This window comes from Microbacterium sp. C23T, assembly GCF_053345975.1.
The window spans coordinates 21,130-47,156 of record NZ_JBKFBD010000023.1 but is presented as its reverse complement, the minus strand read 5'-3'; the positions used below and the strand labels follow the sequence as shown (position 1 = coordinate 47,156).

General features: G+C 69.2%; 23 protein-coding genes. 11 read left to right on the top strand and 12 right to left on the bottom strand.

Translation table 11 applies throughout. From position 1 onward, the window contains the following. Positions 1 to 24 precede the first annotated feature (24 nt). Positions 25 to 633, top strand: a complete 609-nt coding sequence (locus ACLBXX_RS13900; RefSeq protein ID WP_447658487.1) for a TetR/AcrR family transcriptional regulator — start codon at positions 25 to 27, stop codon at positions 631 to 633. A gap of 3 nt (positions 634 to 636) precedes the next feature. Here ACLBXX_RS13900 and ACLBXX_RS13895 read toward each other — a convergent pair whose 3' ends face one another. Then, positions 637 to 2,034, bottom strand: coding sequence for a DUF2252 domain-containing protein (locus tag ACLBXX_RS13895; RefSeq protein ID WP_447658486.1), 1,398 nt, complete (start codon positions 2,032 to 2,034; stop codon positions 637 to 639). A gap of 54 nt (positions 2,035 to 2,088) precedes the next feature. Here ACLBXX_RS13895 and ACLBXX_RS13890 point away from each other — a divergent pair, with 54 nt between their 5' ends. Continuing rightward, on the top strand, positions 2,089 to 3,183 hold the full coding sequence (locus ACLBXX_RS13890) for an AI-2E family transporter (RefSeq protein ID WP_447658485.1): 1,095 nt from the start codon (positions 2,089 to 2,091) through the stop codon (positions 3,181 to 3,183). Between the two features lie 43 nt (positions 3,184 to 3,226). Beyond that, positions 3,227 to 4,318: a DUF998 domain-containing protein gene (locus ACLBXX_RS13885; RefSeq protein WP_447658484.1), complete on the top strand. Its 1,092-nt coding sequence runs from the start codon at positions 3,227 to 3,229 to the stop codon at positions 4,316 to 4,318. Here ACLBXX_RS13885 and ACLBXX_RS13880 read toward each other — a convergent pair. After that, positions 4,307 to 5,650 carry an ion channel protein gene (locus ACLBXX_RS13880; protein WP_447658483.1) on the bottom strand — a complete coding sequence of 448 codons (1,344 nt, stop codon included), beginning with the start codon at positions 5,648 to 5,650 and terminating at the stop codon, positions 4,307 to 4,309. The two genes, ACLBXX_RS13885 and ACLBXX_RS13880, sit on opposite strands and share 12 nt — an antisense overlap. A 112-nt stretch (positions 5,651 to 5,762) precedes the next feature. Here ACLBXX_RS13880 and ACLBXX_RS13875 point away from each other — a divergent pair, with 112 nt between their 5' ends. Beyond that, a complete protein-coding gene (locus tag ACLBXX_RS13875) occupies positions 5,763 to 6,653 on the top strand; it encodes a potassium channel family protein (protein WP_447658482.1) in 891 nt (296 codons plus the stop codon). Between the two features lie 100 nt (positions 6,654 to 6,753). Here ACLBXX_RS13875 and ACLBXX_RS13870 read toward each other — a convergent pair whose 3' ends face one another. Genes ACLBXX_RS13870 through ACLBXX_RS13860 form a run of 3 tightly spaced genes read right to left on the bottom strand, consistent with a single transcriptional unit; the run spans position 6,754 to position 7,949 of the window. Continuing rightward, positions 6,754 to 7,089 (bottom strand): SHOCT domain-containing protein, encoded by a 336-nt coding sequence (locus tag ACLBXX_RS13870; protein ID WP_310287831.1) that lies wholly within the window; start codon positions 7,087 to 7,089, stop codon positions 6,754 to 6,756. A gap of 29 nt (positions 7,090 to 7,118) precedes the next feature. Next, positions 7,119 to 7,535, bottom strand: coding sequence for a DUF6325 family protein (locus ACLBXX_RS13865; protein ID WP_310240253.1), 417 nt, complete (start codon positions 7,533 to 7,535; stop codon positions 7,119 to 7,121). Positions 7,536 to 7,559: 24 nt separating this feature from the next. After that, on the bottom strand, positions 7,560 to 7,949 hold the full coding sequence (locus tag ACLBXX_RS13860) for an SHOCT domain-containing protein (protein ID WP_447658481.1): 390 nt from the start codon (positions 7,947 to 7,949) through the stop codon (positions 7,560 to 7,562). A 161-nt stretch (positions 7,950 to 8,110) separates the two neighbouring features. On the opposite strand from ACLBXX_RS13860, the gene ACLBXX_RS13855 reads away from it, so the two are divergent. Then, positions 8,111 to 9,238 (top strand): AI-2E family transporter, encoded by a 1,128-nt coding sequence (locus ACLBXX_RS13855; protein WP_447658480.1) that lies wholly within the window; start codon positions 8,111 to 8,113, stop codon positions 9,236 to 9,238. Positions 9,239 to 9,472: 234 nt separating this feature from the next. Here the strand turns inward: ACLBXX_RS13855 and cls are convergent, their stop codons facing one another. Continuing rightward, on the bottom strand, positions 9,473 to 10,948 hold the full coding sequence (cls, locus tag ACLBXX_RS13850) for a cardiolipin synthase (RefSeq protein WP_447658479.1): 1,476 nt from the start codon (positions 10,946 to 10,948) through the stop codon (positions 9,473 to 9,475). Positions 10,949 to 11,149: 201 nt separating this feature from the next. Between cls and ACLBXX_RS13845 the strand changes: the two genes are divergently transcribed. Then, positions 11,150 to 12,784, top strand: a complete 1,635-nt coding sequence (locus ACLBXX_RS13845; RefSeq protein ID WP_447658478.1) for a SulP family inorganic anion transporter — start codon at positions 11,150 to 11,152, stop codon at positions 12,782 to 12,784. Between the two features lie 229 nt (positions 12,785 to 13,013). Here the strand turns inward: ACLBXX_RS13845 and ACLBXX_RS13840 are convergent, their stop codons facing one another. After that, positions 13,014 to 15,356, bottom strand: a complete 2,343-nt coding sequence (locus tag ACLBXX_RS13840; RefSeq protein WP_447658477.1) for an arylsulfatase — start codon at positions 15,354 to 15,356, stop codon at positions 13,014 to 13,016. A 130-nt stretch (positions 15,357 to 15,486) separates the two neighbouring features. Between ACLBXX_RS13840 and ACLBXX_RS13835 the strand changes: the two genes are divergently transcribed. After that, positions 15,487 to 16,422, top strand: a complete 936-nt coding sequence (locus ACLBXX_RS13835) for an HAD family hydrolase (protein WP_447658476.1) — start codon at positions 15,487 to 15,489, stop codon at positions 16,420 to 16,422. Between the two features lie 63 nt (positions 16,423 to 16,485). Here ACLBXX_RS13835 and ACLBXX_RS13830 read toward each other — a convergent pair whose 3' ends face one another. The 4 genes from ACLBXX_RS13830 to ACLBXX_RS13815 all read right to left on the bottom strand — a co-directional run bounded on the left by ACLBXX_RS13830 (position 16,486) and on the right by ACLBXX_RS13815 (position 19,761). Then, positions 16,486 to 17,400 carry a formylglycine-generating enzyme family protein gene (locus tag ACLBXX_RS13830; RefSeq protein ID WP_447658475.1) on the bottom strand — a complete coding sequence of 305 codons (915 nt, stop codon included), beginning with the start codon at positions 17,398 to 17,400 and terminating at the stop codon, positions 16,486 to 16,488. A gap of 132 nt (positions 17,401 to 17,532) precedes the next feature. Continuing rightward, positions 17,533 to 18,204 (bottom strand): GAP family protein, encoded by a 672-nt coding sequence (locus tag ACLBXX_RS13825; protein WP_447658474.1) that lies wholly within the window; start codon positions 18,202 to 18,204, stop codon positions 17,533 to 17,535. Positions 18,205 to 18,266: 62 nt separating this feature from the next. Beyond that, positions 18,267 to 19,058: an LLM class F420-dependent oxidoreductase gene (locus tag ACLBXX_RS13820; RefSeq protein ID WP_447658473.1), complete on the bottom strand. Its 792-nt coding sequence runs from the start codon at positions 19,056 to 19,058 to the stop codon at positions 18,267 to 18,269. A 61-nt stretch (positions 19,059 to 19,119) separates the two neighbouring features. Further along, a complete protein-coding gene (locus tag ACLBXX_RS13815) occupies positions 19,120 to 19,761 on the bottom strand; it encodes a hypothetical protein (protein WP_447658472.1) in 642 nt (213 codons plus the stop codon). A gap of 127 nt (positions 19,762 to 19,888) precedes the next feature. Between ACLBXX_RS13815 and ACLBXX_RS13810 the strand changes: the two genes are divergently transcribed. The 3 genes from ACLBXX_RS13810 to ACLBXX_RS13800 all read left to right on the top strand — a co-directional run bounded on the left by ACLBXX_RS13810 (position 19,889) and on the right by ACLBXX_RS13800 (position 23,698). Beyond that, complete coding sequence (locus ACLBXX_RS13810) at positions 19,889 to 21,106, top strand: glycosyltransferase (RefSeq protein ID WP_447658471.1); 1,218 nt, start codon at positions 19,889 to 19,891, stop codon at positions 21,104 to 21,106. Between the two features lie 6 nt (positions 21,107 to 21,112). Next, positions 21,113 to 22,342 (top strand): glycosyltransferase, encoded by a 1,230-nt coding sequence (locus tag ACLBXX_RS13805; protein WP_447658470.1) that lies wholly within the window; start codon positions 21,113 to 21,115, stop codon positions 22,340 to 22,342. Positions 22,343 to 22,675: 333 nt separating this feature from the next. Then, entirely contained in the window at positions 22,676 to 23,698 is a 1,023-nt protein-coding gene (locus tag ACLBXX_RS13800) for a GlxA family transcriptional regulator (protein WP_447658469.1), read from the top strand. Between the two features lie 25 nt (positions 23,699 to 23,723). On the opposite strand, the gene ACLBXX_RS13795 is transcribed toward ACLBXX_RS13800, so the two are convergent. Next, positions 23,724 to 24,134: a DUF7144 family membrane protein gene (locus ACLBXX_RS13795; RefSeq protein WP_447658468.1), complete on the bottom strand. Its 411-nt coding sequence runs from the start codon at positions 24,132 to 24,134 to the stop codon at positions 23,724 to 23,726. 214 nt (positions 24,135 to 24,348) lie between these two features. Between ACLBXX_RS13795 and ACLBXX_RS13790 the strand changes: the two genes are divergently transcribed. Continuing rightward, positions 24,349 to 26,013, top strand: coding sequence for a SulP family inorganic anion transporter (locus ACLBXX_RS13790; protein WP_447658467.1), 1,665 nt, complete (start codon positions 24,349 to 24,351; stop codon positions 26,011 to 26,013). The last annotated feature ends 14 nt before the right edge of the window (positions 26,014 to 26,027 follow it).

Here is a 26,027-nt window from a genome sequence, read left to right as displayed (position 1 = left end):
GCTGACCGGGATGGAGGGAGACGGATGCCGCGTCCTCGCGTGAACCTGCTGTCGGTCGATCTCATCGCCGACGCCGCGATCGAGCTCGCCGACTCGGGCGAAACGTTCGGGGTCAACGCCCTCGCCCGCAAGCTGGGCGTCACGCCGTCGTCGCTCTACAACCACGTCGACGGCAAGGACGCCATCATCGAGCTGATGCGCTCACGCCTCGGCGCGAGGTACTTCCCCGAGCCGATGACGGGGGAGTGGGATCAGATCGTCACGGGGACCGTGCGGGGTCTGCGCCACCTGTACGCCGACCACCCGCTGATCGTGCCGCTCATGGTCGGCAAGACGATCACCGATCCCGGCGTCATCGGCAGCTACGATCGGCTCGCCACCGCGCTCGTCGACGCGGGCGTGCCCGACGACGAGGTGCTCGCGATCGTGGCCATCGTCGACGCCTACGCGATCGGCTTCGGGCTCGACCTCGCCTCACCCGACGAGATCTGGCAGCCGACAGTGCCGACCGCCACCCTCGGACGACTGATCACGGATGCCGCGCACGGCGCAGAGCGCAGCGACGCCGCCTTCGAGATCGGCCTCGAGATGCTCGTCGCGTCGCTCCGCCTTCGGCTGCAGAACCGCCGCTGAGGCTCAACTCGCCGCGTCGACCCCGCGGTGCGTCCGGAACAGCTGCCAGTCGGCCCGCGAGAGGTCGGCGTACGCGTACGCCCAGTCGAGGATCGCCTCTCCCGCAACCTTGCCGCCGCCGACGTAGCCGGCAACCGCGGTCGACTGCGGGGACTGGCCGTGCGCGCGCGCCAGTGTTGCTGCGCACGCGTCGGCGTACCAGAGGAAGGCGGAGTCATCGAGCTCATCCATGTCGAACCCGCCCTTCTTGTCGCGGAACTGGCGCACGTAGAAGTCGCGCTGCGCCCCATACGTGGTGCGGCGCACGAAGCCCAGGAACGGGTCGGACACCGACTGGAGGATCCGCTGCATGCCGACCACGCGACCGCCGTCGCCGTACTCGTCGATGAATCGAGTCACGACCTCCGGCTGCTCGGCCTTGCCGTACTCGATCAGCACGCTCCTGCCCGCCTCCTTGCCCTGCAGGAGCAGCACACCGTCGTCACCGTCCTGCATCGAGATCACGAAGCATCGCGTTCCGACGCTGCCGACCCCGACCACCCGGAGGGCGATGTCCGACATCCGGTACTTCTGCAGCAGCGCCCGGATGTCGATGTTCGCCGACTGGATGTACTGGTCGAAGACGCCGAGCACGCGCTCCTCCGACTGGGCGTCGATGTGCGTCATCGTCGGCGGTGCTTCGATGAAGACGACCCGACCTTCGGCATCGACCTGCGTCATCTTCTTCGCCGCGCGGGCACCCGTGCGCTTCTCGGCCTCCTTGACGGCGGCGTCGATGGCCGCGCGCGTGTCGTCGTCGACCGCCCGCTCGGCGGCCATGGCGTCGAAGCGGTCGTAGTAGCGCTTCAGGGGACTGCGCTTGGCGCCGGTGCCGATGGCCCGCGCGTAGACGCGCACCGCGTCGAGCGACGCCTCGCGTACGACCTTGTCGTCGCGCCCGGTCGACTGGCCCGCGATCACGATGCTGGTGATCAGGCGCTTGACGTCCCACTCCCACGGTGCCCAGGCGGACTCGTCGAAGTCGTTGAGGTCGAATACCAGGGTGCGCTGCGGTGACGCATACAGGCCGAAGTTCGAGACGTGCGCATCGCCGCAGGATCCGACGCTGACCCCGCTCGACGGGGAGCGGGCGAGGTCCGCGGCCATCAGGGCGGCCGTCCCTCGATAGAACGCGAACGCACTCGCCGCCATGCGCTCGGTGCGCAGCGGCACGAGCTCCGGCACGCGGTCCGCATCCTGCGCGTCGAGGATTCCCATCGGATCGCGGTCGTTCGTCGGAAGCTCGGCGAGCGCCTCGCGAGGATTGCGCTCACGGGCGGCGCGGCCTTCGGCGACGTGGTCGGCGTAGGACGGCAGCGGGGCCCACGTGCGGCCGATGGGCGAGGCGTCGATCGTAGACATGGGCCCAGTGTGGCACTGCGCGGCGCCGGCTCGGAAGAGCGGTACCCTGACGCCGTGACCCGCGCCGCGCCGCCCGCTCCGCCCCCGGCGATCCCACCGAGCCTGCGCGTGCTCCTGGTGCTCGCCGCCAGCGTGGTGGTGCTCGCCGGCGTGTATTTCGCACGGAGCCTGATCGGCCCTCTCGCGCTCGCGATCGTCCTCGTGGTGATCTGCGAACCCGTCCGCCGACCGCTGGAGCGCCGCGGCTGGCCCCGCTGGACCGGCACGACCGCCGTCATCCTGCTGGCCTACCTGGTGCTCGCGATCATGGGTGTCCTGTTGTGGGTCGCCGGCGTCCAGTTCGCCGGCCTCGTGTCGGACTACCTCGATCAGCTGCGCGGCAGCCTCGACGACTTCCTCGCGTGGCTCCAGTCCGTGGGGCTTGATCAGCAGGCGACGGATGCTGCGGCCTCGGTGCTCGACCCGAAGGCCCTGCTGGGGATCGTGGGGAGCATCGGGGGCACGGTGATCGGGGTCGTCACCGCCCTCTTCTTCGTCGTCTCGTACATCATCTTCACGGCGGCCGACGCCGCGCGGTACCGCGACGCGGAGCGGGTCTTCGGCGCCGGCCGTCGCCCCGTCCTCGCCCGGATCGGACGCCTCAACACCGGGGTCCGCCGGTACTACGTCGTGAACGCGTCGTTCGGCGCGATCGTGGCGATCATCGACGGCCTGGCGCTCTGGGCCCTCGGCGTGCCCGCTCCGATCGTTTGGGCGGTCCTCGCGTTCGTGACGAACTTCATCCCCAACATCGGGTTCGTGCTCGGGCTCATCCCGCCGGCGGTGCTCGCGTTCGTCGTCGGCGGCTGGCCGCTGTTCCTGGCGGTCATCGCGATCTACTGCGTCGTGAACGTCGTGCTGCAGGTGCTCGTGCAGCCGAAGTTCGTGAGCGACGCCGTCGACCTCAGCCTCACGCTGAGCTTCTTCTCGGTCGTGTTCTGGACCTTCGTGATCGGCCCGCTCGGCGCGATCCTCTCGATCCCGCTGACATTGTTCGTGCGAACGCTGGTCCTCGAGGGCGACCCTGGCTCACTATGGCTGCGATGGCTGTCGGGCGACCGCACGGCCACACCGGCTTCCGCCGCCCGCGAGTCCCTCTCCGACTCCTGATCCACCCCTCGCCCGCACCACTCGAGTCCTCCCGGAGCCACCGATGACCCAGACCTCGCTCGATCGACCCACCCCCGAGCAGCCCGCCTCGCCCCGCAGCACGCGGGGGATGTTCGACGCCTCGAGCGAACGATCGCTCGAGGCGCTCGCGCTCGGCGTCGGGGCGATCTCGTTCGTCATCGTCGCCCTCGTTTCGCTGGTCGTGTTCCAGTTCCAGGCCGCACCCATCTCGGGCCCCGGCTCGGTCGGCCAGTTCGCGGCCATCGCCTCCGGCGTCGTCGCCTTCCTGGCGGTGATCGCGGGCCGAATCGTCGTGCACCGCCACGAAGGTGGGCCGCGCCCGCATGTGCTGGACTACATCGACGTTGCGGCGCTCGCTTTCGCGCACGGCGTGATCGCGCTGCTCGGCTGGACGCTGCTGGCCGTGATCCTCGAGCAGGCCTTCATCGGCGCGACGGTCTTCGCGCTGCCGGTGCTCATCCTCGCCGGTGCCACCGCCGCGATGAGCGGCTACATCGCGTTCTACTCCGCCACGCACATGGACCTGCAGCTGCTCGCGGTCGTGCTGGCCGTCTTCTTGGTGTTGGGCGTCCTCGCCAGCATGCTCACGGCGAGCGACCCGAACTGGTGGAAGGACAACCTCAGCGCCCTCGGCATGTCGTCGAACGTCTCGGCCTTCGCGTTCAACATCACGATCATCGTCGCCGGGTTCCTCGTGACGACGCTCGCCCGCTACTCCACGCGGGGCATCCCGACCACGAACCCGAAGGGCATCGGCCGCGTGCGCGTGACCCTCATCGTGCTCGGTGTGTTCCTCGGCATGGTCGGACTCTTCCCGGTCGACCGGTTCTTCGCGCTGCACACCGGAGTCGCGTCCGGCATGGTCGCCGCATTCGGCGTGCTCGTCATCGCGCTCCCGAAGTGGATCACCGGCATCTCGCGGGCCTTCGTCGCGCTCGGCTGGCTCTTCCTCGCCGTCACGCTGCTGCTCGCGGTCTTCTTCTTCATCGGCTACTACACGCTGACCGCAGTCGAGCTCGTCGCCGGCATCCTCGTGTTCACGTGGATCGTGCTGTTCATCCGCAACGCGGCGGCGCTGCAGCAGGACCAGCAGCAGGGGTCGTCAGCGGGCTGAGCTCGCCCGATCCCAGGGGAGCCGTGCGCCGGGCCGCTCGCGAGCGAGATCCTCCGGCGTGATCAGCATCTCGCGCGCCTTGGTGACGACGAGCCACGCGGGCAGCACGATGATGCAGAGCATCGGCAGCACGGTCACGTCGTCCACGATCGCGACGGCGACGAACAGTGCGACCCACCCGTCGCGCGCGATCGCGAGCACGACGCCCAGCACACCGCATGCGACGGCGAGCGACGGCGACAGGCCGGGCAGCAGCGCGCTGCCGAGGAGGCCGGCGGCGACGCCGAGGAACACCGCGGGGAAGATGCGACCGCCGCGGAATCCCGCCGATGCCGCGACGACGAGCGCCGCCATCTTCACCAGCAGGATGATGGTGAGCTGGCCGGCCGGATAGGCACTCGGGTCGGCGAGCAGCTCCGCGCTCTGGTCGAGGCCCTTGAACAGGGTGATCGGGCCGCCGATCGCGCCCAGCACACCCAGCACCACCCCGCCGAGCGCGGTGAAGAGCAGCGGATGCCGCAGCGCGTGGAAGGCGCGGTGCACCAGCGGGAAGAGATAGATGCCGACGAGGCCGAAAGCGGCCGCCGCGCACGCGATGAGCGCCCCGGTGAGCAGGTCGAGCGGCTGCGGACCGCCGTAGGGGTCGAACGGGGACTCGGAGCCGAAGCCCCCGCCGACGAGGTAGGTCGTGACCGAGCCGGCGCCGGCGGCCACGAGCGGCAGGAACAGCTTGTCCCAGAGCGACCCGCCCATCTTGAACTCGCCCACCATGCCGGTGAAGACGAGCGCGGCCGCGACCGGGGTGCCGAACAGCGCGCCGATCGTCGCCGAGATCGCCAGCGCCCCGATCAGCGCCGGAGGCACCGCCTTCGAGATCCGGGCGAGGATCGCCACCGCCAGCGACACGTTGATCGCGATGATCGGGTTTTCGGGTCCGAGGCTGACGCCGCCGGCGAGGCTCAGGATGACCACGACCGCGAGCCCCGGCAGCACCGACAACTTGAGGGGTGTGGCAGCGAGCTCGGTCGTCGCCGAATCGGGCCCTGCGTGTCCGGGAACGAGCCACACCACGAGCCCGACGGCGATGCCGGTGAAGGTGAGCACGGCGAAGATCCACCACGGCGAGTCGGGCGCGATGCCCAGTGACTTCGGCAGGTTCGTCCAGAGCCCGTCGTCGAGCTGATCGGCGAGGAGGTCGACGGCGCGCAACGAGAGCGCGGACAGGACGCCTATGAGGATCGCGGGGATCGACAGCAGCACCAGTCGTCTGACGGTCAGCTGCGGTCCCGGTGGCGTGGCCGGTGCGGGCGAGGCGGCGGAGGGGCCGGGCATGGCCACACGATAGCGGGCACCGACCACCGCCGCGAGGAACGGGCGCGACACGATCGCGTTCGGCGGGGCGCGTCCCGCGGGCGGAGAGTCGCCGATGCGCCATGATTCGGCTGTGGACGAGCACACTTGGCATAAGCGGACGCAGACGCTGCTGATCGTCGCGAGCCTCGCGTACCTTGTCGCCTACTCGTGGCGGGTGATCGGCGATCTGCAGGGACTGGCCTGGTACATCGCCACCGTGGTGGTGCTCGTGACCTGGGCGATGTTCATCGTCGACTATCTGGTGCGGCTGAATCTCGCAGACAACAAGCGGCTCTGGTTCCGCAAGCACTTGCCCGCGCTCGCCTTCGCACTCGTTCCGGTGTTGCGTCTCGTGCGCCTGCTGCGATTCCTGACCCACATCCCGGGGATGAAGACGACCGCGGGCGGAGTACTGCGCACGCAGATCCTCGTCTACGGTGTCGGTGCGTCGCTCATCCTGATCTACATCGCCTCGCTGGCGGTGCTGGAGGCTGAGCGATACGCGCCCGGCGCCAACATCACCACCTTCGACATCGCGATCTGGTGGTCATGTGTGACGGTCACGACGACGGGCTACGGCGACTACACGCCGGTGACGGGCGCGGGCAGGTGGGTCGGCGTCGGGCTCATGTTCGGCGGGGTCGCACTCGCCGGCGTGATCACGGCGACGCTGGCGTCGTGGGTGCTCGAGCGGGCCGCCCGCGACCATGACGACGAGGAACCCGCGACCCGCGCCCAGCTGCGTGCGCTGATCGAGAGGATCGACGCATTCGCGCTGCCCGCCGTATCCTCGAGCGGTGGGCAGGGTGCATCGGGCATCTCCGGCGCGCACGAGGTTGCCGGCGCGCATCCCGCCTCGCCGGACGCCGGTGCCGACGATCCCGACTCGCACGACGCTCCCGGTTCGCCCGGCGCCCCGGGAGCGGAGAAGCACCCCGGCGACGGCCTCGGCGACGGCGGCGACGACCGCCCGGGCGGCTGATCCGCGGGGATCCGAGTGCGCCGCGAGGCGCAGCATCCACCCCCTTCACGCAAGAAGGCCGCGTCCCCATAGGGGAGCGCGGCCTTCTCGACGCGATGCGTCAGGAGAGCAGCTTGGCCTTCGCGGCGGCGAACTCCTCGTCCGACAGGATGCCCTGAGCGTGCAGCTGCGCGAGCTGCGTGATCTTGGCCATCATGTCGTCCTCTGCGGGGGCCGCAGCCGGAGCAGGAGCCTGGGCTGCCTGGGCGTTGGCGACGGCCTGCGCCGCCGCCTGGTCCATGGCTGCCTGCTGAGCCTGGGCCTCATAGGCCTGCTGCTGCGACTGGTCGTAGTACTTCTGCTGCTGGTGGCGCGCGACGCTGCCCGAGACGGCCGTGGCCGTGCCTGCGACGACAGCGGTGCGAGCGGCCATGCCGATCAGGCCGGGACGGCCCATTCTTCCGAGTGGCATGTGTCTTTCCTCCTTCAGTCCGCGTTCTCGGCGAGGAACGCGTTGACGATCGGCGCCGGGATGCCTTCGCGGGCGATGACCGCGCCACCGGCGTCGTAGAGCGCCGCGGCGAATGACTTCGCCCACAGCAGCTCGACGACGAGGATCGCGGCCGACGAACCCGGCTCGAGGTTCTCGGCGAGGTACAGGATGTCGTCCTGGCCCGCGAGTCCGGCGAGGTCGAGCGCCGGAGCGCCGTCGTCGATCGTGTCGGAGAGCTCGAGCACCTCGATCTCCCCCTCAGGCGAGCGACGGGCGAACACCAGGTCGAGCACGTTCACCGTTCCCGCGGCGACGAGATCGTCGATCGCCTGGAGCACTGCCGGACCTGGGCGGTCGCCCTCGAAGCCGATCGCGTAGAACTCGATCGGGCCGTAGTCGAAGGTCGTCATGTCTTCTCCTGTTCCGGTGCCGGCTCAGGCAGCCAGCGCCTTGGCCTTGAGGGCGTCGAATTCTGCCTGCGAGATGGCGCCCGAGTCGAGCAGCGACTTGGCCTTCGCGATGTCTTCGGCCGCGCTGGAGCCGCCGGAGCCCGCCGTCTGGCGGATGTAGGCGTCCTGTGCGGCGCGGAGTTCCTGCGCCTGCGCGATCGACCTCTTCTGCATTCCGCTGCCGCGGGCGATCAGATAGATCAGCGCAGTGAGGAACGGGACGAAGATCAGGAAGAGGATCCAGATGGCCTTCAGCCAGCCATTGAGCGAGTCGTCGCGGAAGAGGTCGCCGATGATCGAGAACAGCACCATCAGGTACGCCACGAAAACGAAGATCCAGAAGAACCAGAGAATCAGTTCCCCAATATTGCCCATGCGAGGTAGCCAATCGTCGGGACGGACCGGAGCCCGCCGCTGTGAAGTTGCGGCCAGCGCTCCTTGCGCGTGCCGTGGACGCGACACTACTCCTGAACACGCCGTCTGCACATGACGCAATCTGGACGAAATCACGACGAGTTGGCGCCATCATGATCCCCATGACCGATGCACCCGAAAGCTCCGACGCCGGCGTGACCGCTGCGGTCGTCGACGAGCGTCCCCGCCGTTTCTCCAAGGTGCTGGCGGGGCTCGATCATCCGCTCGCGACGGGCTTCCTCGTCACGATCGGCGTGCTCGGCGCGATCGTGCTCGGCACGGCGATCGGGTCGATCTCGACGATCCTCGTCTACATCATCCTGGGCATGTTCCTCGCGATCGGCCTCGACCCGATCGTGCGCATGCTCGAGCGCCACAAGGTCAAGCGCGGCGCCGGCATCGCGATCGTCTTCGGCGGCTTCGCGCTCATCGCGGTGGCGTTCTTCGTCTTCGTCCTTCCGCCGGTCGTCGCCCAGATCGTGCAGCTGGTGCAGGCGATCCCCGAGGCCGTCGAGAACATCCCGCAGTCCGACTGGTTCTCGCGGCTCGCCCCCGACGCGCAGGTCGCGGTGCTCGGCGCCCTCGAGCAGATCTCCGACTGGATCTCGGCGCCGTCGACCCTCGCGGCGCTCGGCGGCGGTGTGCTGGCGGTCGGCGTCGGGTTCGTCGCGGCGATCTCTGCGAGCTTCGTCGTGATCGCGCTGACGCTCTACTTCCTCGCGTCGTTGACGGCAGCCAAGCGCGCGTTCTACGACCTCGCCCCGGCCCACAGCCGCGTGCGCCTCGCGGACCTCACCGAACGCATCACCGACTCCGTCGGCAGCGCGCTGATCGGCTCGGTCATCCTGTCGTCGATCAACGCCGCCGTGGTCTTCGTCCTGCACCTCGTGATCGGCCTGCCGTTCCCGGCGCTGATGGCCGTGATCGCCTTCGTGGTGACGCTGATCCCGCTGTTCGGCTCGGTGATCTTCTGGATCTTCGCGTCCATCATCGCGCTGTTCACGAGCCCCCAACAGGCGCTGATCTTCTTCATCGCGTACCTCGTCTACATCCAGATCGAGTCCTACGTCGTCAGCCCGCGCGTCATGAACAAGGCGATCGAGATCCCCGCCGCGCTCGTCCTCATCGGCGCGCTCGCCGGCGGCGCGCTCGCCGGCATCGTCGGCGTCCTGGTCGCCCTGCCCGTGATGGCGTCGATCCTGCTGATCATCCGCGAAGTGGTCGTGCCCCGGCAGAACCTCAAGGTCTAGCCGGCTCCCTGCGCCTGTGGGACGGATGCCGCGGCCCGAGGCATCCGTTCTCCCGTGTCGCCCGTCCGCGGCGCGCGGAATGCCTCCCGCTCCTCAACTGAGGACCGTTGCCGAGTTGAGGACCGCGCAGGGACGGATGCTCCGCGGTCCTCAAATGAGGAGCAGAGGACCGCGGCCCGCGCACACACGAGAAGGGACGGATGCCTCGGGCCGAGGCATCCGTCGCCAGAAACGTCAGTTCAGGGCAGAGGTGAGGCGCATCAGGCCGTCGAGGAACGTGGCCTTGGCGGGCTCGCGGCGCCACTCCTCGAGCGTGAGCTCGCGGCCGGCGTCGCGGTAGGCCTGCTCGACCTCGCGCATGCCGGCGACAAAGGACTTGCCACGCACCATGAGCGACACCTCGCTGTTGAGGCTGAACGAGCGGATGTCCATGTTGCTCGAGCCGATGACGGCGATGTCGTCGTCGATCGAGAAGTGCTTCGAGTGCAGGATGAACGGCTCCGGGTACAGGAAGATCCGCACGCCCGCCTCGAGGAGGACCTGGTAGTACGAGCGCTGCGCGTGCCAGACCATGAACTGATCGCCGATCTCGGAGACGAACAGCTGAACCTCGAGCCCGCGCTGGCAGGCACTCGTGATGGCGTAGACCATGGCCTCGTCGGGCACGAAGTACGGACTCGTGAGGATGACCTTCTCGGTCGCGCCGTAGATGAGTGACAGGAACAGGCGCAGGTTGTTCTCGGTGTGGTATCCCGGACCGCTCGGCACGACCTGGCACTGCAGCGCGTCGGGCGCGGTCGACACCGGCAGCTGAGCCGGCGGCACCTGGGCCGTCTGCGAGAGGTCTTCTCCGGTCTCGATGAGCCAGTCCGACAGGAAGACCGTGTTGACGGATGCTACGACCGGCCCGGTCAGCCGCGTCATGAGCTCCTGCCACTTGAGGCCGCGCTTGATGTTCTTCTCAGAGTCGTAGTGCCGGGCGATGAGGTTCTGCGAGCCCATGAACGCGACGCGGCCGTCGACCACGACGATCTTGCGGTGGTTGCGGAGGTCGGGGCGCTGGTACTTGCCCTTGAAGGGCTCGACCGGGAGCATCCACGCCCACTTGACGCCGATGCGGTCGAGCTCGGCCAGCATCTTCTTGCTGTCGGCCACCTTCTTCGTCGCGACGTAGTCGGCCAGGAGGCGCACGGTGACACCGCGCGCGACGGCGCGTTCCATCGCGGCGAAGAAGCCGCGGGTGGTGTCGTCCCACCCGACGATGAAGAACTCGATGTGCACGAAGTCCGTCGCGGTGTCGACCTCGGCGGCCATCGCGTCGATCGACTCCTGGTAGTGCGGGAGGAGTGTCGCCTCGTTGCCGTCCGATGCGGGAAGCGCCGTCAGCGTCTGGTTCTGCTGCACCACACGCTGGAACCACCGCGGCCACGCGGCATCCGTCTCGTCCAGCGCGTTCGCGGTCACCCTGCCGCGGATGATCTCGTCGATGCGCGCCTGCTCGGCGCGTCTCTTCGCCGGCAGCCGGAAGTTGCCGATGACGAGGTAGAGCACCACGCCGACGCCCGGGAGGATGACGATGAGCAGGATCCACGCCATCGCGGCCGTGGGCTTTCGCCCGCGGGGGATGACGATGAGCGCGGTGATCACGATTGCCGCGTGCACGAGCGCGGCGAGCGACCAGGTCAGGTTGGCGAAGAAACCGGAGTCCACGGGGTAAGTGTGGCATCGCCGGTGGCCCCGACGCGTCGTTCACAGCGCGTGATTTCGCGGCGCGTCGCACGCGTCCCGGGCGCGCTCGAACCGGCGCGCGTTGTCGGACGGATGCTGCGTGCGCGGCGTGTGGCGACGGATCGGCGTGCTCCACGGCCCGGGTGGACCGGTGCGAGTGGCCGGCCTCGCTAGATTCGGCACATGACCACGACCGCGCCTGCGCCTCGTCCGCGGTGGTTGCTGCCGACCTTCGCCGGGTACCGTCGCGAGTGGCTGGCGCCCGACATCGTCGGCGGCCTCTCGGCCGGAGCCGTCGTGGTGCCCCAGGCGATGGCGTACGCGACGATCGCGAACCTGCCTGTGCAGGTCGGCCTGTACACCTGCATCCTGCCGATGCTCGTCTACGCGCTCCTCGGCGGCAGCCGCGCCATGAGCGTCTCGACCACCTCGACGATCGCGACGCTGACGGCGACCACCCTCGTCTCGGCCGGCGTCGCCGCGAGCGCAGAGAACGCAGACGACGCCCTCGGATCGCTCATGATGCTGACGCTCCTCGTCGGGGCGATCCTGCTGCTGGCGCGCCTGTTCAAGCTCGGCTCGCTCGTGGAGAACATCAGCGGCGCGACGCTGCTCGGCATGAAGATCGGCGTCGGCGCGACGGTGGCGGTCGGGCAGCTGCCGAAGCTCCTCGGCGAGACGTACAACTTCTCGGGTCACGGCTTCATCCGCTCGCTCGTCGCCGTGGGCGAGGCGTTCGGCAGCGTCAACTGGCCCACGGTCGTGCTCTCGGCGGCGTCGATCGCCACGCTGCTCGTGCTCAAGCGCTTCGCGCCCAAGGTGCCCGGGACTCTCATCGTGGTCGTCGGCGGCATCCTGCTCGTGGCGTTCGCCGGCCTGGCGGATGCGGGCGTCGACCTCATCGATCCGGTCCCGTCAGGACTGCCGGTGCCGGGCCTGCCGGACTTCGCGCACCTGCCGGCGCTCGTGCCGGGCGCGCTGGCCATCGCGGTGATGGCGTTCCTCGAGTCGGCGGCAGTGGCCCGCGGCATCCGTCAGTCCACCGAGCCGCAGATCGACAGCAACCAGGAGCTCTTCGCGACCGGTGCCGCCAACGTCGCCGGGGCGTTCTTCACGACGATGCCCGCCGCGGGCGGCTTCTCGCAGAGCGCCGTCAACCAGAGCGCCGGGGCCAAGACGCAGCTCTCGACACTCGTGACGGTCGCGCTCGCCGTGCTGGTCGCGCTGTTCCTCGGGCCGGTGCTGAGCCTTCTGCCCGAGGCGACCCTCGCGGCGATGGTGTTCGTGGCGGTCATCGGCCTCATCGACATCCCCGAGCTCGTGCGCTGGGCGCGCATCAGCCCGCGGGACTTCTGGGTCGCGGTCGCCGTCGCGGTGGTCGGCCTGGTCGCCGGGCTTCTCCCCGCCGTGTTCCTCGGCGTCGTCGTGACCCTGGTGATGGTGCTGCGCGAGGTCAACATCCCGAAGCTGGAGATCGAGGGTCGCCGTGGCGAAGCGGTGGCCGTGCACGTGATGCGCGCGATGTACACCGCGAGCGCACTCGAGAACGAGCAGGCGATCATCGGCATCGCTGCCGACGAGCAGGCGACCGCGGTGGTGCTCGATCTCGAGCGGCAGTACCTCGTCACGATCACGGTGCTCGACATGTTTGAGGACCTCGACCGCGAGCTCTCGCAGCGGGGCGTCGTCCTGCACCTCGCGGGTCTGCCCGAGACGGCCGCGACGGTCGCGCGCCGCACTCCGTGGTACCAGCGACTGCAGGGCGCGGGGCGCGTGCACGCCACCGTCGAGGAGGGGCTGGCCGCAGCCGGCACCTGATCCGCACCCGCGGAGCGGGCCGGATGCCGCGGCCCGCCGAATCCGTCCGGCCCACCCGCCCGCACGTCCGCGGCCGGTGATCCCGTCCTCATGTGAGGACCAGAGCTGAGATGCGGAGCGAGAACGCGCCGACGGTCCGCATTCCGGCTCTGGTCCTCAATTGAGGGTCAGAAGAGCGAGAACGGATGCTGCGACCTGAGGCCGCAGCATCCGTTTCCGTCGTGCGGGGTCAGTCGCGCGCGTAGGCCGCGGCGAGGTGCGCCTCGAGGTCGATGTACGTGTCGTCGGCGATGTCGAACACGACCTTGTTGATCTCGCCGCCGGCGAAGTCGAACCCGTAGCCGTACAGCGACGACACCGGGTCGGCGCTGTCGCGGCCGATCGTGAGGCCCTCCCCGCACAGCGAGAAGTGGCCGAGCACGGTGCGGATCTGCTTCTCACCGACCTGCTGCTCGTCGATGTAGAGCTTCACCGGGCCCTTCGGCTCGCGGTAGTCGCCGGTGCCCTCCTTGATGAACTCGACGCCGATGATGTGCTTGCCCGACGTCGGGGCCGGAGCCGAAACATGGTCCTCGGGCGGGATGCCGAGGAAGTTGTACACATAGTGGATCTGGCCGTCCTTCACCACGAGCGCGTGGCCGCCGAAGCGCGAGCCGTGGGCGAAGATCACGCCCTCGGTGTCGGGCGTGAACTCGATCTCGGCCGCGATCTTGTACGAGCCGCCGTGCACGTTGGCCGCGGACCGCTCGGGGATCTCGCTCGTGCCGGGGTAGTAGACGAACTGCCCCGACGGCGGCGCCGGCTGGTGGAACTCCATGGCCACGAAGGTCTCGAAGTCCTTCGGGTTGCCGATGATCTGCAGGTCGTTCAGCGGCAGCACCTTGTTGGTCTTCGCCTCCTCGAGCCACAGCGCCTTGAGCTCCTCGAGCTTGTCGGGGTGCTCGGCGGCGAGGTTGTGCGCCTCGGCCCGGTCGACGTCGGTGTGGTACAGCTCCCACTCGTCGCCGGGGAAGTCGCCCTTGCCGCTCACCGGCCCGTGCACGGTGACGGCCTTCCAGCCCTCGTGCCACAGGCCGCGCTGGCCGAACATCTCGTAGTACTGCGTCTTCTTGTTCGTCGGCCCGTCGGGCGCGGCGTCGAACGACGGCACCATCGAGACCCCCGACAGCGGCGTCTGCTCTACGCCGTTGTACGTGTCGGGGAACGAGACGCCGCAGGCCTCGAGGATCGTCGGCACGATGTCGGTCGAGTGGTGGTACTGGTGGCGCACCTCGCCCTTCGCGCCGAAGCCGGCGGGCCAGTGGATCACCAGCGGGTCGGCGACGCCGCCCTGATAGGTGTAGCGCTTGAACATCTTGTACGGCGTCGAGAACGCGGCGGCCCACCCGGTGGGGTAGTGGTTGTAGGTGTCGGGCGAGCCGAGCTTGTCGACCTGGCGCAGGTTGTCTTCGAGGCTGTCGGGGTAGCCGCCGAAGATCTTGCCCTCGTTGACCGACCCGTTCGGGCTGCCCTCACCCGAGGCGCCGTTATCGGCGCAGTAGATGACGAGGGTGTTGTCGAGCTGGCCCGACTCCTCGAGGTAGTCGATGATGCGGCCGACCTGTGCGTCGGTGTACTCGCTGAAGCCCGCGTAGACCTCGGCCATGCGGCTGAACATGGCCTTCTGCTCGTCCGACAGGGTGTCCCACGGGAGCACCTCATCGGTCTGCGAGAAAGTGCCCTCGGGCATCGGGTTCAAGGGGGTCAGCGCGGTGTCGGACGGGACGATGCCCTTCTCCTTCATGCGCTCGAGCACCCAGTCGCGGTACGCCTCGTAGCCGTCGTCGAACTTTCCCTTGTACTTGTCGATGTACTCCTGCGGGGCGTGATGCGGAGCGTGGTTCGCGCCCGGGCAGAACCACAGGTACCAGGGCTTGTCGGGCTCGGTCTGCTTGACGTCGCGGATCATCTTGAGCGCCTGATCCGCGAGGTCCTTCGAGAGGTGGTAGCCCTGCTCGGGGAGATACGGCTGGTCGATGTAGTGGTTGTCCTCGGCGAGCGACGGGAACCAGTTGTTCGTCTCTCCGCCGACGAACCCGTAGAAGCGGTCGTAGCCCTGCGCGAGCGGCCAGTGCTTCTTGCTGGCGCCGGCGGTCCACTCGTCGATGGGCACGTTGTGGTTCTTGCCCACCCAGAACGTCGACCATCCGGCGTCGCGCAGCAGGTGCGCCATCGTCACGTTCGAGTCGGGGATGTGCGAGTTGTAGCCGGGGAAGCCGGTCGATGATTCGGAGATCGTCGCGAAGCCGTTGAGATGGTGGTTGCGACCGGTGAGGAAGGTCGAGCGCGTGGGGGAGCAGAGCGCGGTGGTGTGCCACTGCGAATAGGTCAGACCGCCCTCGGCGAGGCGATCCATCGTCGGCATGTTGATGCGGCCGCCGTAGGGCGACCACGCGGCCATGCCCGTGTCGTCGTAGAGCACGACGAGCACGTTCGGTGCGTCCTTCGGGGCCTTTGGCGGGAGGAAGGCATCCCAGTCCGCCACCGAGTCGCGGACGTCGAGTTCGATCTTTCCCTGGAATTCGCGAGGCACTTCGGTCTCTCCGTTCTTCACACACGTCACAAACACGCAGGGAGGCCCGACGAGGCCTCCCACTTGGCACCCTAGTTGGGACTCCGTGTCTCGCGGAAGGGTCGACACGCGCGCCCACTAGAGTCGCGGCATGAGCGAGCCGCTGCCCTCGTGGCGCGACACGGCGACCCGTGCCGCGATCCTCGATTTCGTCACCGCCGTGACCGCCGAGGGAGGGCCGGACTTCGTCCCACCGGACGCCCGCGTGGCCGTCTTCGACAACGACGGCACGCTCTGGACCGAGAAGCCGATGCCCACCCAGCTGCACTACCTGCTGCAGCAGTGGAAGGCGCAGGCCGCCGCAGATCCGTCCCTCACCGACCGCCAGCCGTACAAGGCGGCGGCGAGCGGGGACTTCGCCTGGCTCGGCCAGGCGGTCGACAAGCACTACGCCGGCGACGACTCCGATCTCGGCCTGCTCATCGCGGCCGTGTCGGGATCGAGCGCCGGTGCGAGCGTCGAGGAGTACGAGGCATCCGTCGCCGCGTTCTATCGCGACGCGCGCCATCTGTCGCTCGGAAGCTCCTACGCGCACACCGTGTATCAGCCGATGGTCGAGCTGATCCGCTACCTGGAAGCGCACGGGTTCACCGCGTACATCGTGTCGGGCGGCGACCGCGACTTCATGCGGCCGATGACCCAGGACTACTACGGCATCCCCGCAGAGCGGGTCGTCGGCACAGGCATGGGCCTCGAATACGACGCCGACGACAACGTGCTGCGGTACACCGCGAAGCTCGCGTTCTTCGACGACGGCCCTGAGAAGCCGGTCCGTATCTGGATGCGCGTCGGGCGGCGACCGATCCTCGCCGTGGGCAACTCGAACGGCGACATCCCGATGCTCCGCTTCGCGCAGGGCAACCCGCGCAGCCTCACGCTGCTCGTGCACCACGACGACGACGCCGGCCGCGGCGATGTGCCGTACGACAAGGGCGCGGAGCAGGCGCTGGAGGCGGCATCCGTCCACGGCTTCACCGTCGTGAGCGTCCGCGACGACTGGTCCGAGGTCTTCCCGCCGGCCGAGTGAGGTCAGGGGTTTGCGCCGGGTCCGGGGCGTTTCGTCTCGCTTCGCTCGCTCAACGACCGGGGGTCAGGCGTCGGCGGCGCAGCGGAAGCCGATGTGCGACATGCCCGTGTCCTCGGCCTGGGGGGAGCGTGCGGCGGGGCGGAAGCGCAGGCAGTAGTCCGGTGAGCAGAGGTGCGAGCCGCCCTTGAGCACGCGGCGCGGGATCGACGGGAAGCCGTCCTGCGCGCTCGCCGCGGCGAGCAGGTTCGCGCGCTTGCCGGCGTCGACGGGCTTGTCCGACAGGCGCAGGTGGCGCGGCGTGTAGTAGTCGGTCGTCCACTCCCAGACGTTCCCGGTCATGTCGTACAGGCCGTAGCCGTTGGGCTCGTACGAGCCGACGGGTGCGGCATCGCCGACGCCCTGGTTGTCGTAGGGGAACCGCCCGAGCCACGAGTTCGCCTGCGCGACGCCGCCCGGGTAGGGCTCGTCGCCCCAGGCGAACCGCGCGCCCTCGAGCCCGCCGCGCGCGGCGTACTCGTGCTCGGCCTCGGTGGGCAGGCGCAGGCCCGCCCACGCGGCATACGCGGTCGCATCCTCGAAGGCGACGTGGACGACCGGATGCTGCATCCGCGCGTCGATCGAAGACTCGGGTCCGAACGGCCGGCGCCAGAACGCACCCGGCTGCCAGCGCCACCAGTTGCGCCAGTCCCGGAGGTCGACAGGGCCCGGAGTCGGCGTGAAGACCATCGCCCCCGGCACGAGGTCCGCGGGATCCGCGCCCTCGAACGCGGCCGGGTCGAGCTCGCGCTCAGCGACCGTGACGTACCCGGTGTCGTCGACGAACGCGGCGTACTGCGCGTTGGTCACCGCGTACCGGTCGATGCGGAACGGGGCCACCTCCCGCTCGTGCACGGGCTGCTCGTCGGGGTAGAACTCGTCCGACCCCATGCGGAACACGCCGCCGTCGAGGAGCACCTGGTCGTGGGTCGCCGCAGTCACCGCTCCACCGTAGCCCGGCCTGCGGAACTCGGAGATCGGGCGAAACGCGGACGGATCCGGTCCATCGGGCCGAGTTCGGCCAGATCTCCGACTTTCGCGAGTCGGCGGACGAGGCAGACCCGGCGGACCGGGTCAGAACGAGCCGATGCCCTTGCCGATGAGCGAGATGCCGATGACCAGCAGCAGCACGGCCATGATCACCGCGTTCTCCTTGCCGAGCCACACGCGCAGCGCGTCGAGCGGGCCGCGGAGCTTCTCGGCGGCGATGAGGTAGCCGACCACCGGAACGAGGACGGTGGATGCTGCGATCAGCGTGAACACCGCGATCACGAGCACGATCGACCCGACGTCGAGCCCCGCCGACCCGATGTCGACGCCGGCCGCGGCGGCCATGAGGAGGTTCTTCGGGTTGATCGCCGAGAGGAGGAAGCCGAGGCCGAACGCGACGGGGAAGGTGACCTTGTCGATCGCCTGCATCCACTTCGGCATGGTGGGCTCCTCGCCCGCCTTGGGCCGTCCGCGCCACTGACGCAGCGCGAGGAGGAGCAGCCCGACCCCGAGGAGCAGCTGGATCACGCCCTGGGCCGGCTTCGAGGCATCCTCGTCCTGCTCGGGAAGGATCGACGACAGCAGCGTGAACACGGTCACGGCGACCACGATGCCCAGCACCCAGCCGAGCAGGAACCCGACGCTCGTGACCCGCGCCTTCGGCGACAGGAGCATGAGGATCGCCGCGATGATCGGGATCGGGCTGATCGCCACACCGAGGGCGAGGGGAAGGATCTCTCCGATGACGGCGCCCATGGGCGTCCTCCTGAGGGGTTGTCGAACGATATCGGCCTGGCTACCGTATCGGCCGATCGCCGTCAGACGCCGTTGATCCGGTCGCGCCACTCCAGGAGCGCCTTCACCGGCGCGAGGTCGTAGTCGGGTCCGTCGATCGCCGGGACGATCAGCCGGAAGCCGAGGTCGTACAGGCGGGACGCGGCATCCGTCCCCTCCAGGAGCGGGCCGAATCCGCGCACCGTGTATCCGGTCGACAGCTCGATGTCGGCCGGATCGCGGCCCTCGCGGGCGCACCACTCGTGGAGCACACCGATCTTGCGTTCGAGGTCGTCGAGCTTGGTGAAGGTGTGCCAGATGTCGGCGTGCTGGGCGACGAGTCGCAGCGTCTTGCGCTCGCCCTGACCGCCGATGAGGATCGGGATCCGCCGCGTGGGCGGCGGGCTGAGGCGCTCCCACCGGGCACGCACGCGCGGAAGGTCCTCGGCGAGATCGTCGAGTCGCGAGCCGACGGTGCCGAACTCGTAGCCGTAGGCGTCGTAGTCGGGCTGCGCCCACCCCGAGCCGGTGCCGAAGATGAGCCGGCCGGTTCCGGTCGCTCGGGCGCTGATGTGGTCGACGGTGCGGGCCATGTCGGCCTGCAGATCGGGGTTGCGATACGAGCTGCAGTTGACGAGCGGCCCGAACTCGACGCGCTCGGTCTGCTCGGCCATCGCGGCGAGCACCGTCCACGCCTCGAAGTGCGCGGCCTCGAACGGCTCGGTGAGCGGGAAGAAGTGGTCCCAGTTGAAGACGACGTCGACGCCGAGCTCCTCCGCGCGCAGCACGGCATCGCGATAGGCCGTGTACGACCCGTGCTGCGGCGCGAGTTGCACGCCGATCCGAAGCGGACGATGGTCAGCGGGATGCCTCGACGAAGTCACGTCGAAGAGCCTGTCAGTTCTTCGGCTCGATGCGGAGCACCTCCGGCGATTCGCCGACTGTCAGATCGTCCACGACGCGGAGCGTGCGGGCGAGGTCGTCGACGCTGCCGATCACGGTGCCGAAGCGCTCGCGGTCGGAGCACACCGAGGTCACGGTGACGAAGTGCGTGCCGGTGTCCCACGTGTACGTAGCGAACGGAGGGGTGCGCTGGTCGGAGGGGAGCGCCATCTCGAGCTTCTCGCCGACGCCGAGGTAGGGGTTGCGGAAGCTCTGGGTGTCGTCGTACTCCATCGGCATCATGGCGCGGGCGGCACGGAGGTCGTTGGTGGCCTGCTGCACCTGAGCCATCACGACGACGAGCTCGGCGTCGGCCTTCCACACCCACACCAGCACGCGTCCCGCGGCCTTGCGCATGAGGAACGGCGCGGCCTGGCTCATCGCCCAGGCGGCGAAGCCGTTCCCGGAGCGCGGCTGCCCGCTCGCGGCGCCCGACGACTCGATCGGCGTCGCGCCCGCAGGGCCGATCATCAGGCCGCCGGCCTGGTTCAGCAGCATCCGTATCGCCGTCTTGCGGTGACGGCGCCCGCGGAAGCCGAGCGATTCGGTCACGGGCACCCAGAGGTTCGGGTCGGCGTCGGCCTGCAGACGGGGCATGCGACCAGGGTACGTGCCCCCACTGGCGCGTTCCTGGGGAGCCCTCGGAAACCCCTCGGGTAGGGTGGAGGGCGCGTGGCGCCAGCCGCTGCCGCGCGTCCCCGCCGCACAGACAGGCCCCCAACCCGTGACCGATCCTGCGACGCCCGACGACACCCCCGCCGACGCCGCGAGTCCTCGCGCACTTACGATCCTCTACGGCGCCGACACGTTCCTCCCGCACGTGAACGGCGCCGCCCGTTTCGCGGAGCGCCTCGCCGCCGGCATGGTCGCGCGCGGACATGAGGTGCACGTGATGGCACCCAGCAAGACGCATCGCGAGCACGGCACCTTCACCGAGGTCATCGAGGGCCAGTCGATGACGATGCACCGGCTGCCGTCCTGGCGCTGGTACCCGCACGACTGGCTCACGTTCGTCATGCCGTTCATGTCCAAGCACTATGCACGCCGCGTCCTCGATGAGGTCCAGCCCGACGTGGTGCACATCCAGTCGCACATCGTGATCGGCCGCGGCCTGACGCGCGAGGCGCGCAAGCGCGGCATCCCCGTCGTCGCGACCAACCATGTGATGGCGGAGAACGTGCTCGACTTCACGGTGCTCCCGCCGTCGTGGACGCAGTACGCGGTCAAGCTCGCGTGGGAAGACGCCGAGCGCACGTTCAAGATGACGCGCGCGGTCACCACCCCGACCCGCAAGGCGGCCGAGTTCCTCGAGCGCACGATCGACATCGACGGTGTCATCCCCGTCAGCTGCGGCATCGACGCATCGAACTACACCGCCGACCTCACGCCCCGGGATGCGCACCGTCTGGTGTTCGTCGGCCGCCTCACGACCGAGAAGCAGATCGACGTCGTGCTGCGCGCGATCGCGAAGCTCGACCCGGCGCTCGATGTGCGGTTCGACATCGTGGGCTCGGGCGATCAGCGCCGCAACCTCGAGCAGCTCGTCGCCGAGCTCGATCTCGGCGACCGCGTCTACTTCCACGGGCACACGACCGACGAGGAGCTGCGCGCGCTGCTCACCAACGCGAGCCTCTTCGTCATCGCCTCGATCGCCGAGCTCCAGTCGATCGCGACGATGGAGGCGATGGCCTCGGGCCTGCCCATCGTCGCCGCCGACGCGGTCGCGCTTCCCCACCTCGTCCACGACGGCGAGAACGGATACCTGTTCCGCCCCAGCGACGTCGACGACCTCGCCGCCAAGCTCACGACGGTGCTGACGCAGACTCCGGAAGAGCGGGCGCGGATGCAGCAGTGCTCCCTCGAAGGCGTCAAGGTGCACGACATGAAGCGCACGCTCGACACTTTCGAGGCGCTGTACCGCGACGAGCCCCTTCCCGAGTAGGCCATCGTGCACGTCGTGATGTTCGGCGACCAGCACGTCGAGTCGCTCGGCGGGGCGCAGGTCTCGATGCGCCTGCAGCGCCGCTTCCTCGAGAAGGCCGGGCACACCGTGACGATGGTCGCGCCGGCGATGCACGGCTCGCGGGCGCGCGCGGCGGCCGGTGACTCCGCGTACGTGGACCTGCCGTCGATCCCCATCACGGTGGACCGCGAATACTCCATGACGTGGCCGGGCCGGCGGACGGATCGGCGGTTGGATGCTGCGATGGCGGGCCGCGCACCGGTCGACGTCGTGCACATCCAGGCGGACTTCTGGGGTGCGTTCATCGGCGTCCGGTACGCAGAGCGCCACGGTCTCCCGATCGTTCACACGATGCACAACCGGCTCGACGTCGGGATCGAGGCGACCACGCCGTTCCCGAAGACCGTGCTGCGTGTGCTGAACGCGTGGCAGCGCCGCGCGCTCGGGCGTCGCATCGGCGAGTCGGAGCGGGGTCACGACGGCTGGGCGTACCTGCGCCGCTTCGGCGCCCGCGCCGCTGCCGTCACCGCGCCGTCGACGCACTTCGCCCGGCGGCTCGAGGCGAACGGGGTCCTGCCCGCAGCCGGTGCGCCGGCGGTCGACGTGATCTGGAACGGCATCGACGACGACGTGCTCGACGAGGTGCTCGCGACGGCTTCGACAGAGCGGGCCCCTGGCCCGCCGCGGTTCGTGTGGCTCGGGCGCATGAGTCCCGAGAAGCGCCTGATGCCCTTCCTCGAGGCGCTCGCCGCCTCGGGCGTCGAGGCCGAGGTCGAGGTGATCGGAGGCGGCGGCCAGCTGCGCGCGGCGCGGCGTCTCGTCGAGAAACTCCAGCCGCGCGCGACCGTGACCTTCGTGGGACGGATGCCGTACGCCCAGACCCTGCGGCGGATCGCCGCCGCCGACGCCGTCGTGCAGACCTCGATCGGCTTCGAGACGCAGGGCATGACGATCTTCGAGGCGGCCTCGCTCGGCACGCCCTCCGTGGTCAGCGACCCGGATCTGGCCGCTGAACTCGGCGAGGGCTTCTGGGCCGTGGGGGACGGCGTGACCGCGGACCCGTCGGTCGCCGCGCTCGCGGACGCGCTGCGGGCGGCAGCATCCGATATCGCCGCCGGTACGCCCCAAGTGCCGGACCCGACCATCCGCGAGCGCTTCCGGCAGTCGTCGCGCACCGCGGCGATGGTCGAGGTCTACGACCGCGTCACCGCCTGAGCCGTCCACCGTCGCGTCGCCCGGTCCTCATTTGAGGACGAGAGCCGGGATGAGGAGCGAATCGCGGGATCTGCTCCTCATCCCGGCTCTGATCCTCAGTTCAGGAGGGGCTGGGGTGGCCGGCGCCGGTCAGGGGAGGCGGGTGCGGTCGGTGGGAATCCGGCGGTAGCCGTCGGAGTGGAGGGCGGCGATCGTCGATGCGAAGGCCACCGCGGACAGGGCTGCGAGAAGAATCACCATGAACATGGCAGAAACGCTACGCTTGCATCAGTCCTGCCACGAGTGGCAGAATGGACACACATCGCACGAAAACTGCCAGTCGCGGAGGTTCGCATGAAAACGGTGGCCTGCATCGTCACGGACGGCTTCGCGCCGTTCGAGTTCGGAGTCGCATGCGAGGCGTTCGGCCTCGACCGGTCCGACGACGGCATCCCGAACTTCGACTTCCGCGTGGTCACGCCCGACCCCGGCGCCGTGCAGTCGAAGATGGGCTTCTCGATCAACGTCGACGCCGACCTGTCGTTCGCGTACGAGGCCGACCTCGTCGTGGTCTCGCCCGTTCCGCACCAGTACTGGGGCAGGATCGATGACCGCGTGCTCGACGTGATCCGCGCCGCGGTCGCCCGCGACGCGTGGGTTCTGAGCGTGTGCAGTGGATCGTTCGTCGTCGCGGCCTCCGGCGTGCTCGACGGCCGCCGCGCGACGACTCACTGGATGTACGCGCAGAAGATGAAGGAGATGTACCCCTCCATCGACGTCGACCCCGACGTGCTCTACGTGCAGGACGGCCGCATCATCACGAGCGCCGGCACTGCGGCCGGCCTGGACGCCTGCCTGCACCTGCTGCGCCAGGAGCTCGGCGCCGAGCTCACGAACATCATCGCCCGTCGGATGGTCGTGCCGCCCCAGCGCGACGGCGGGCAGGCGCAGTTCATCGCGAACCCGCTTCCGGCCACGACGTCGCTGTCGCTGGCGCCGGTCACCGACTGGATGCTCGACAACCTGCGCCTCGACCTCACGGTCGACCAGCTCGCGACGAAGGCCCACATGTCGCCGCGCACGTTCGCCCGCCGGTTCAAGGCCGACTTCGGTGCGACGCCGGCCGCGTGGCTCGCCCGCCAGCGGATCATCCACGCGCAGCGCCTGCTCGAGAAGACCGACCTCGGTCTCGACCGCATCGCCTACGAGAGCGGGTTCGGATCAGCGGCAGTGCTCCGCCAGAACTTCGCACGCGTGCTCGGCACGACGCCGACCGCGTACCGCTCGCGCTTCGCCTGCACCGTCGATGAGATGACGGATGCCTCGGCCTCCGCCGAAGCGGGGGCCGAGGCATCCGTTCTCGAGTCCGTCGCGTAGGGGTTGCATTCGCCCCCACGACGGGTCACGCCTTGCGGGCGTCGATCTCCTTGCCGTGGACGGTGAGCGCGTAAATCACGAGGATGTCGACGGCGAGCAGCGCCAGCGACAGCCACGGCTGCACCGAGATCAGCGTGATCTGGCCGATGGCGTTGAGTGCGACCAGGATGATCGCGACGACGCGGGCCCAGGTCGCACCCAGGAGCAGGAAGATGCCGACGAGGATCAGCAGGGCGCCGGCGATCAGGTGCCACCAGCCCCAGCCCTGGACGTCGATCGAGAAGAGGGCTTCCTGCCCGAGGAAGTAGGCGGTGTCAGGGCCGATGATGGCCTGCAGGCCGTGGAAGGCGTCGATGGTGCCGCCGACGATCAGGACAACGGCAGCGAAGACGCCCCATCCTGCCCAGCCGGAAGTGTTGACGTCGGAGTTGGTCATGGCGAGGGTCCCTTCATGTCGGCCGGGGAGGCCGTTCAGCTTCGGGCGGGTGGCGCCCGGGCGGTTTCCGTGCCGCCAGGCGTCACATTAGCCATCCTGGGAGAATCCTGGGAAGAGCTTCGCGTCATGCAGGTCGAGTGAATTACGCCCGATGTCTCCGTACGTCGCGGAAGATCCCCCCGACGGCAGGACAGCCTTCGCTAGCGTGTGACCCGTGGGGTTCGATCCGAGGACGTGGTTCTCCCGTAAGACGCTGCGCAAGGACGCCGTCGCGGGCGTGATCCTCGGCGTCGAGGCGGTGCCCGACGGTCTCGCGGCCGGGCTGCTGGCCGGGGTGAATCCGCTCGCCGGCCTCTACGGCTATCTCTTCGGCATGGTGGGCGCGGCCGTGCTCACCAGCAGCGCGTTCATGGCCGTGCAGGCGACGAGCGCGATGGCTCTCGTCGTCTCGGACGCGGGGCTCGAGACGCTTCCTGATCCGGATCGCGGGCTCTTCACCCTCGCGATCCTCACCGGCATCATCATGGTGATCGCCGGCCTGCTGCGCGGCGGCAGGCTGATCAGCTTCGTGCCGACGGCGGTCATGACGGGGTTCGTGACGGCGATCGGCGTCAACATCATCCTCGGGCAGCTGTCGAACTTCACCGGCTATCAGGCGCAGGGCGCCAACCGCCTGCTCAAGACCATCGACGTGCTCGTCCACGTCGGGCAGTGGAACATCCCGTCGCTGGTCGTCGGCACGATTGCGATCCTCATCATCGTGGTGCTGCTGCCGACCCGCGTCGGCAGCATGGGCCTGGTCATCGCGGTGGTGGCGGGCTCCGTGTGCGCGGTGCTGCTGAACCTCTGGGTGCAGGACCCTGTCGTGTTGCTGCGGAACATCGTCGATGTCCCTCGGGGTCTCCCGGCGCCGGTGCTGCCCAGCATCGCCGACGCGCCGAACCTGCTGATCCCCGCCCTGTCGCTGACGTTCATCGGTCTCGTGCAGGGCGCGGCGGTGTCGGCCGGCATCCCGACCGCCGACGGCAAGCGGGCGAACGCGAACCGCGACTTCATGGGCCAGGGGCTGGGCAACGTCGTGTCGGGGCTGTTCCAGGGCATGCCGGTGGGCGGGTCGATGTCGGGTTCGTCGCTGATCGTGCAGGCGGGGGCGAAGACGCGGCTCTCGCTCTTCGTCGCCGGCGGGGTCATGGCGCTCGTGGTGTTCCTGCTGGCGGACGTCGTGGCCTTCGTGGCCATGCCGGCGCTGGCGGGCCTGCTCATCGTCGTGGGATGGCGCGCGATCAAGCCCAGCCGCGTGTACTCGGTCGTGAAGTCGGGGCCGCTGCCGACGACGATCATGGCCGTCACGTTCGGTCTCACCCTGATCATCCCGCTGCAGTTCGCCGTGCTCGTCGGCGTCGGCCTCGGCGTCATCCTGTACGTCGCCGAGCAGTCGAACAGCGTGCGGGTTCGGGCGGTGCGCATGACGGATGACGGGCGCATGCGCGAGATCGACCCTCCGGCCGTCGTGCAGCCCGGCGAAGTGCTTGTGCTCCAGCCCTACGGCAGCCTCTTCTTCGCCAGCGCGCCCGTGTTCGAGCGGCAGCTGCCCGACGTCAGGCGCGAGTCGAGCGGCTCGGTCGTCATCGTGCGGCTGCGCGGCACCGACGAGATCGGCCTGTCTCACGTGGAGGTGCTGCGCCGGTTCGCGGCCGAGCTGCGCGACGCCGACTCGACGCTGAAGGTCGTGGCCACCGAGGACCGCGTCATCTCGCAGCTCGAGGCCGGCGGCCTCACCGCCGACATCGGCGTCGACAACGTCTACCGCGGCACCGAGTGGGTGGGCGAGGGGCTGCGCCGCGCCTATGCCGACGCTCGGGCGGAACTCGAAGACTAGCGTCGCGTTGATCC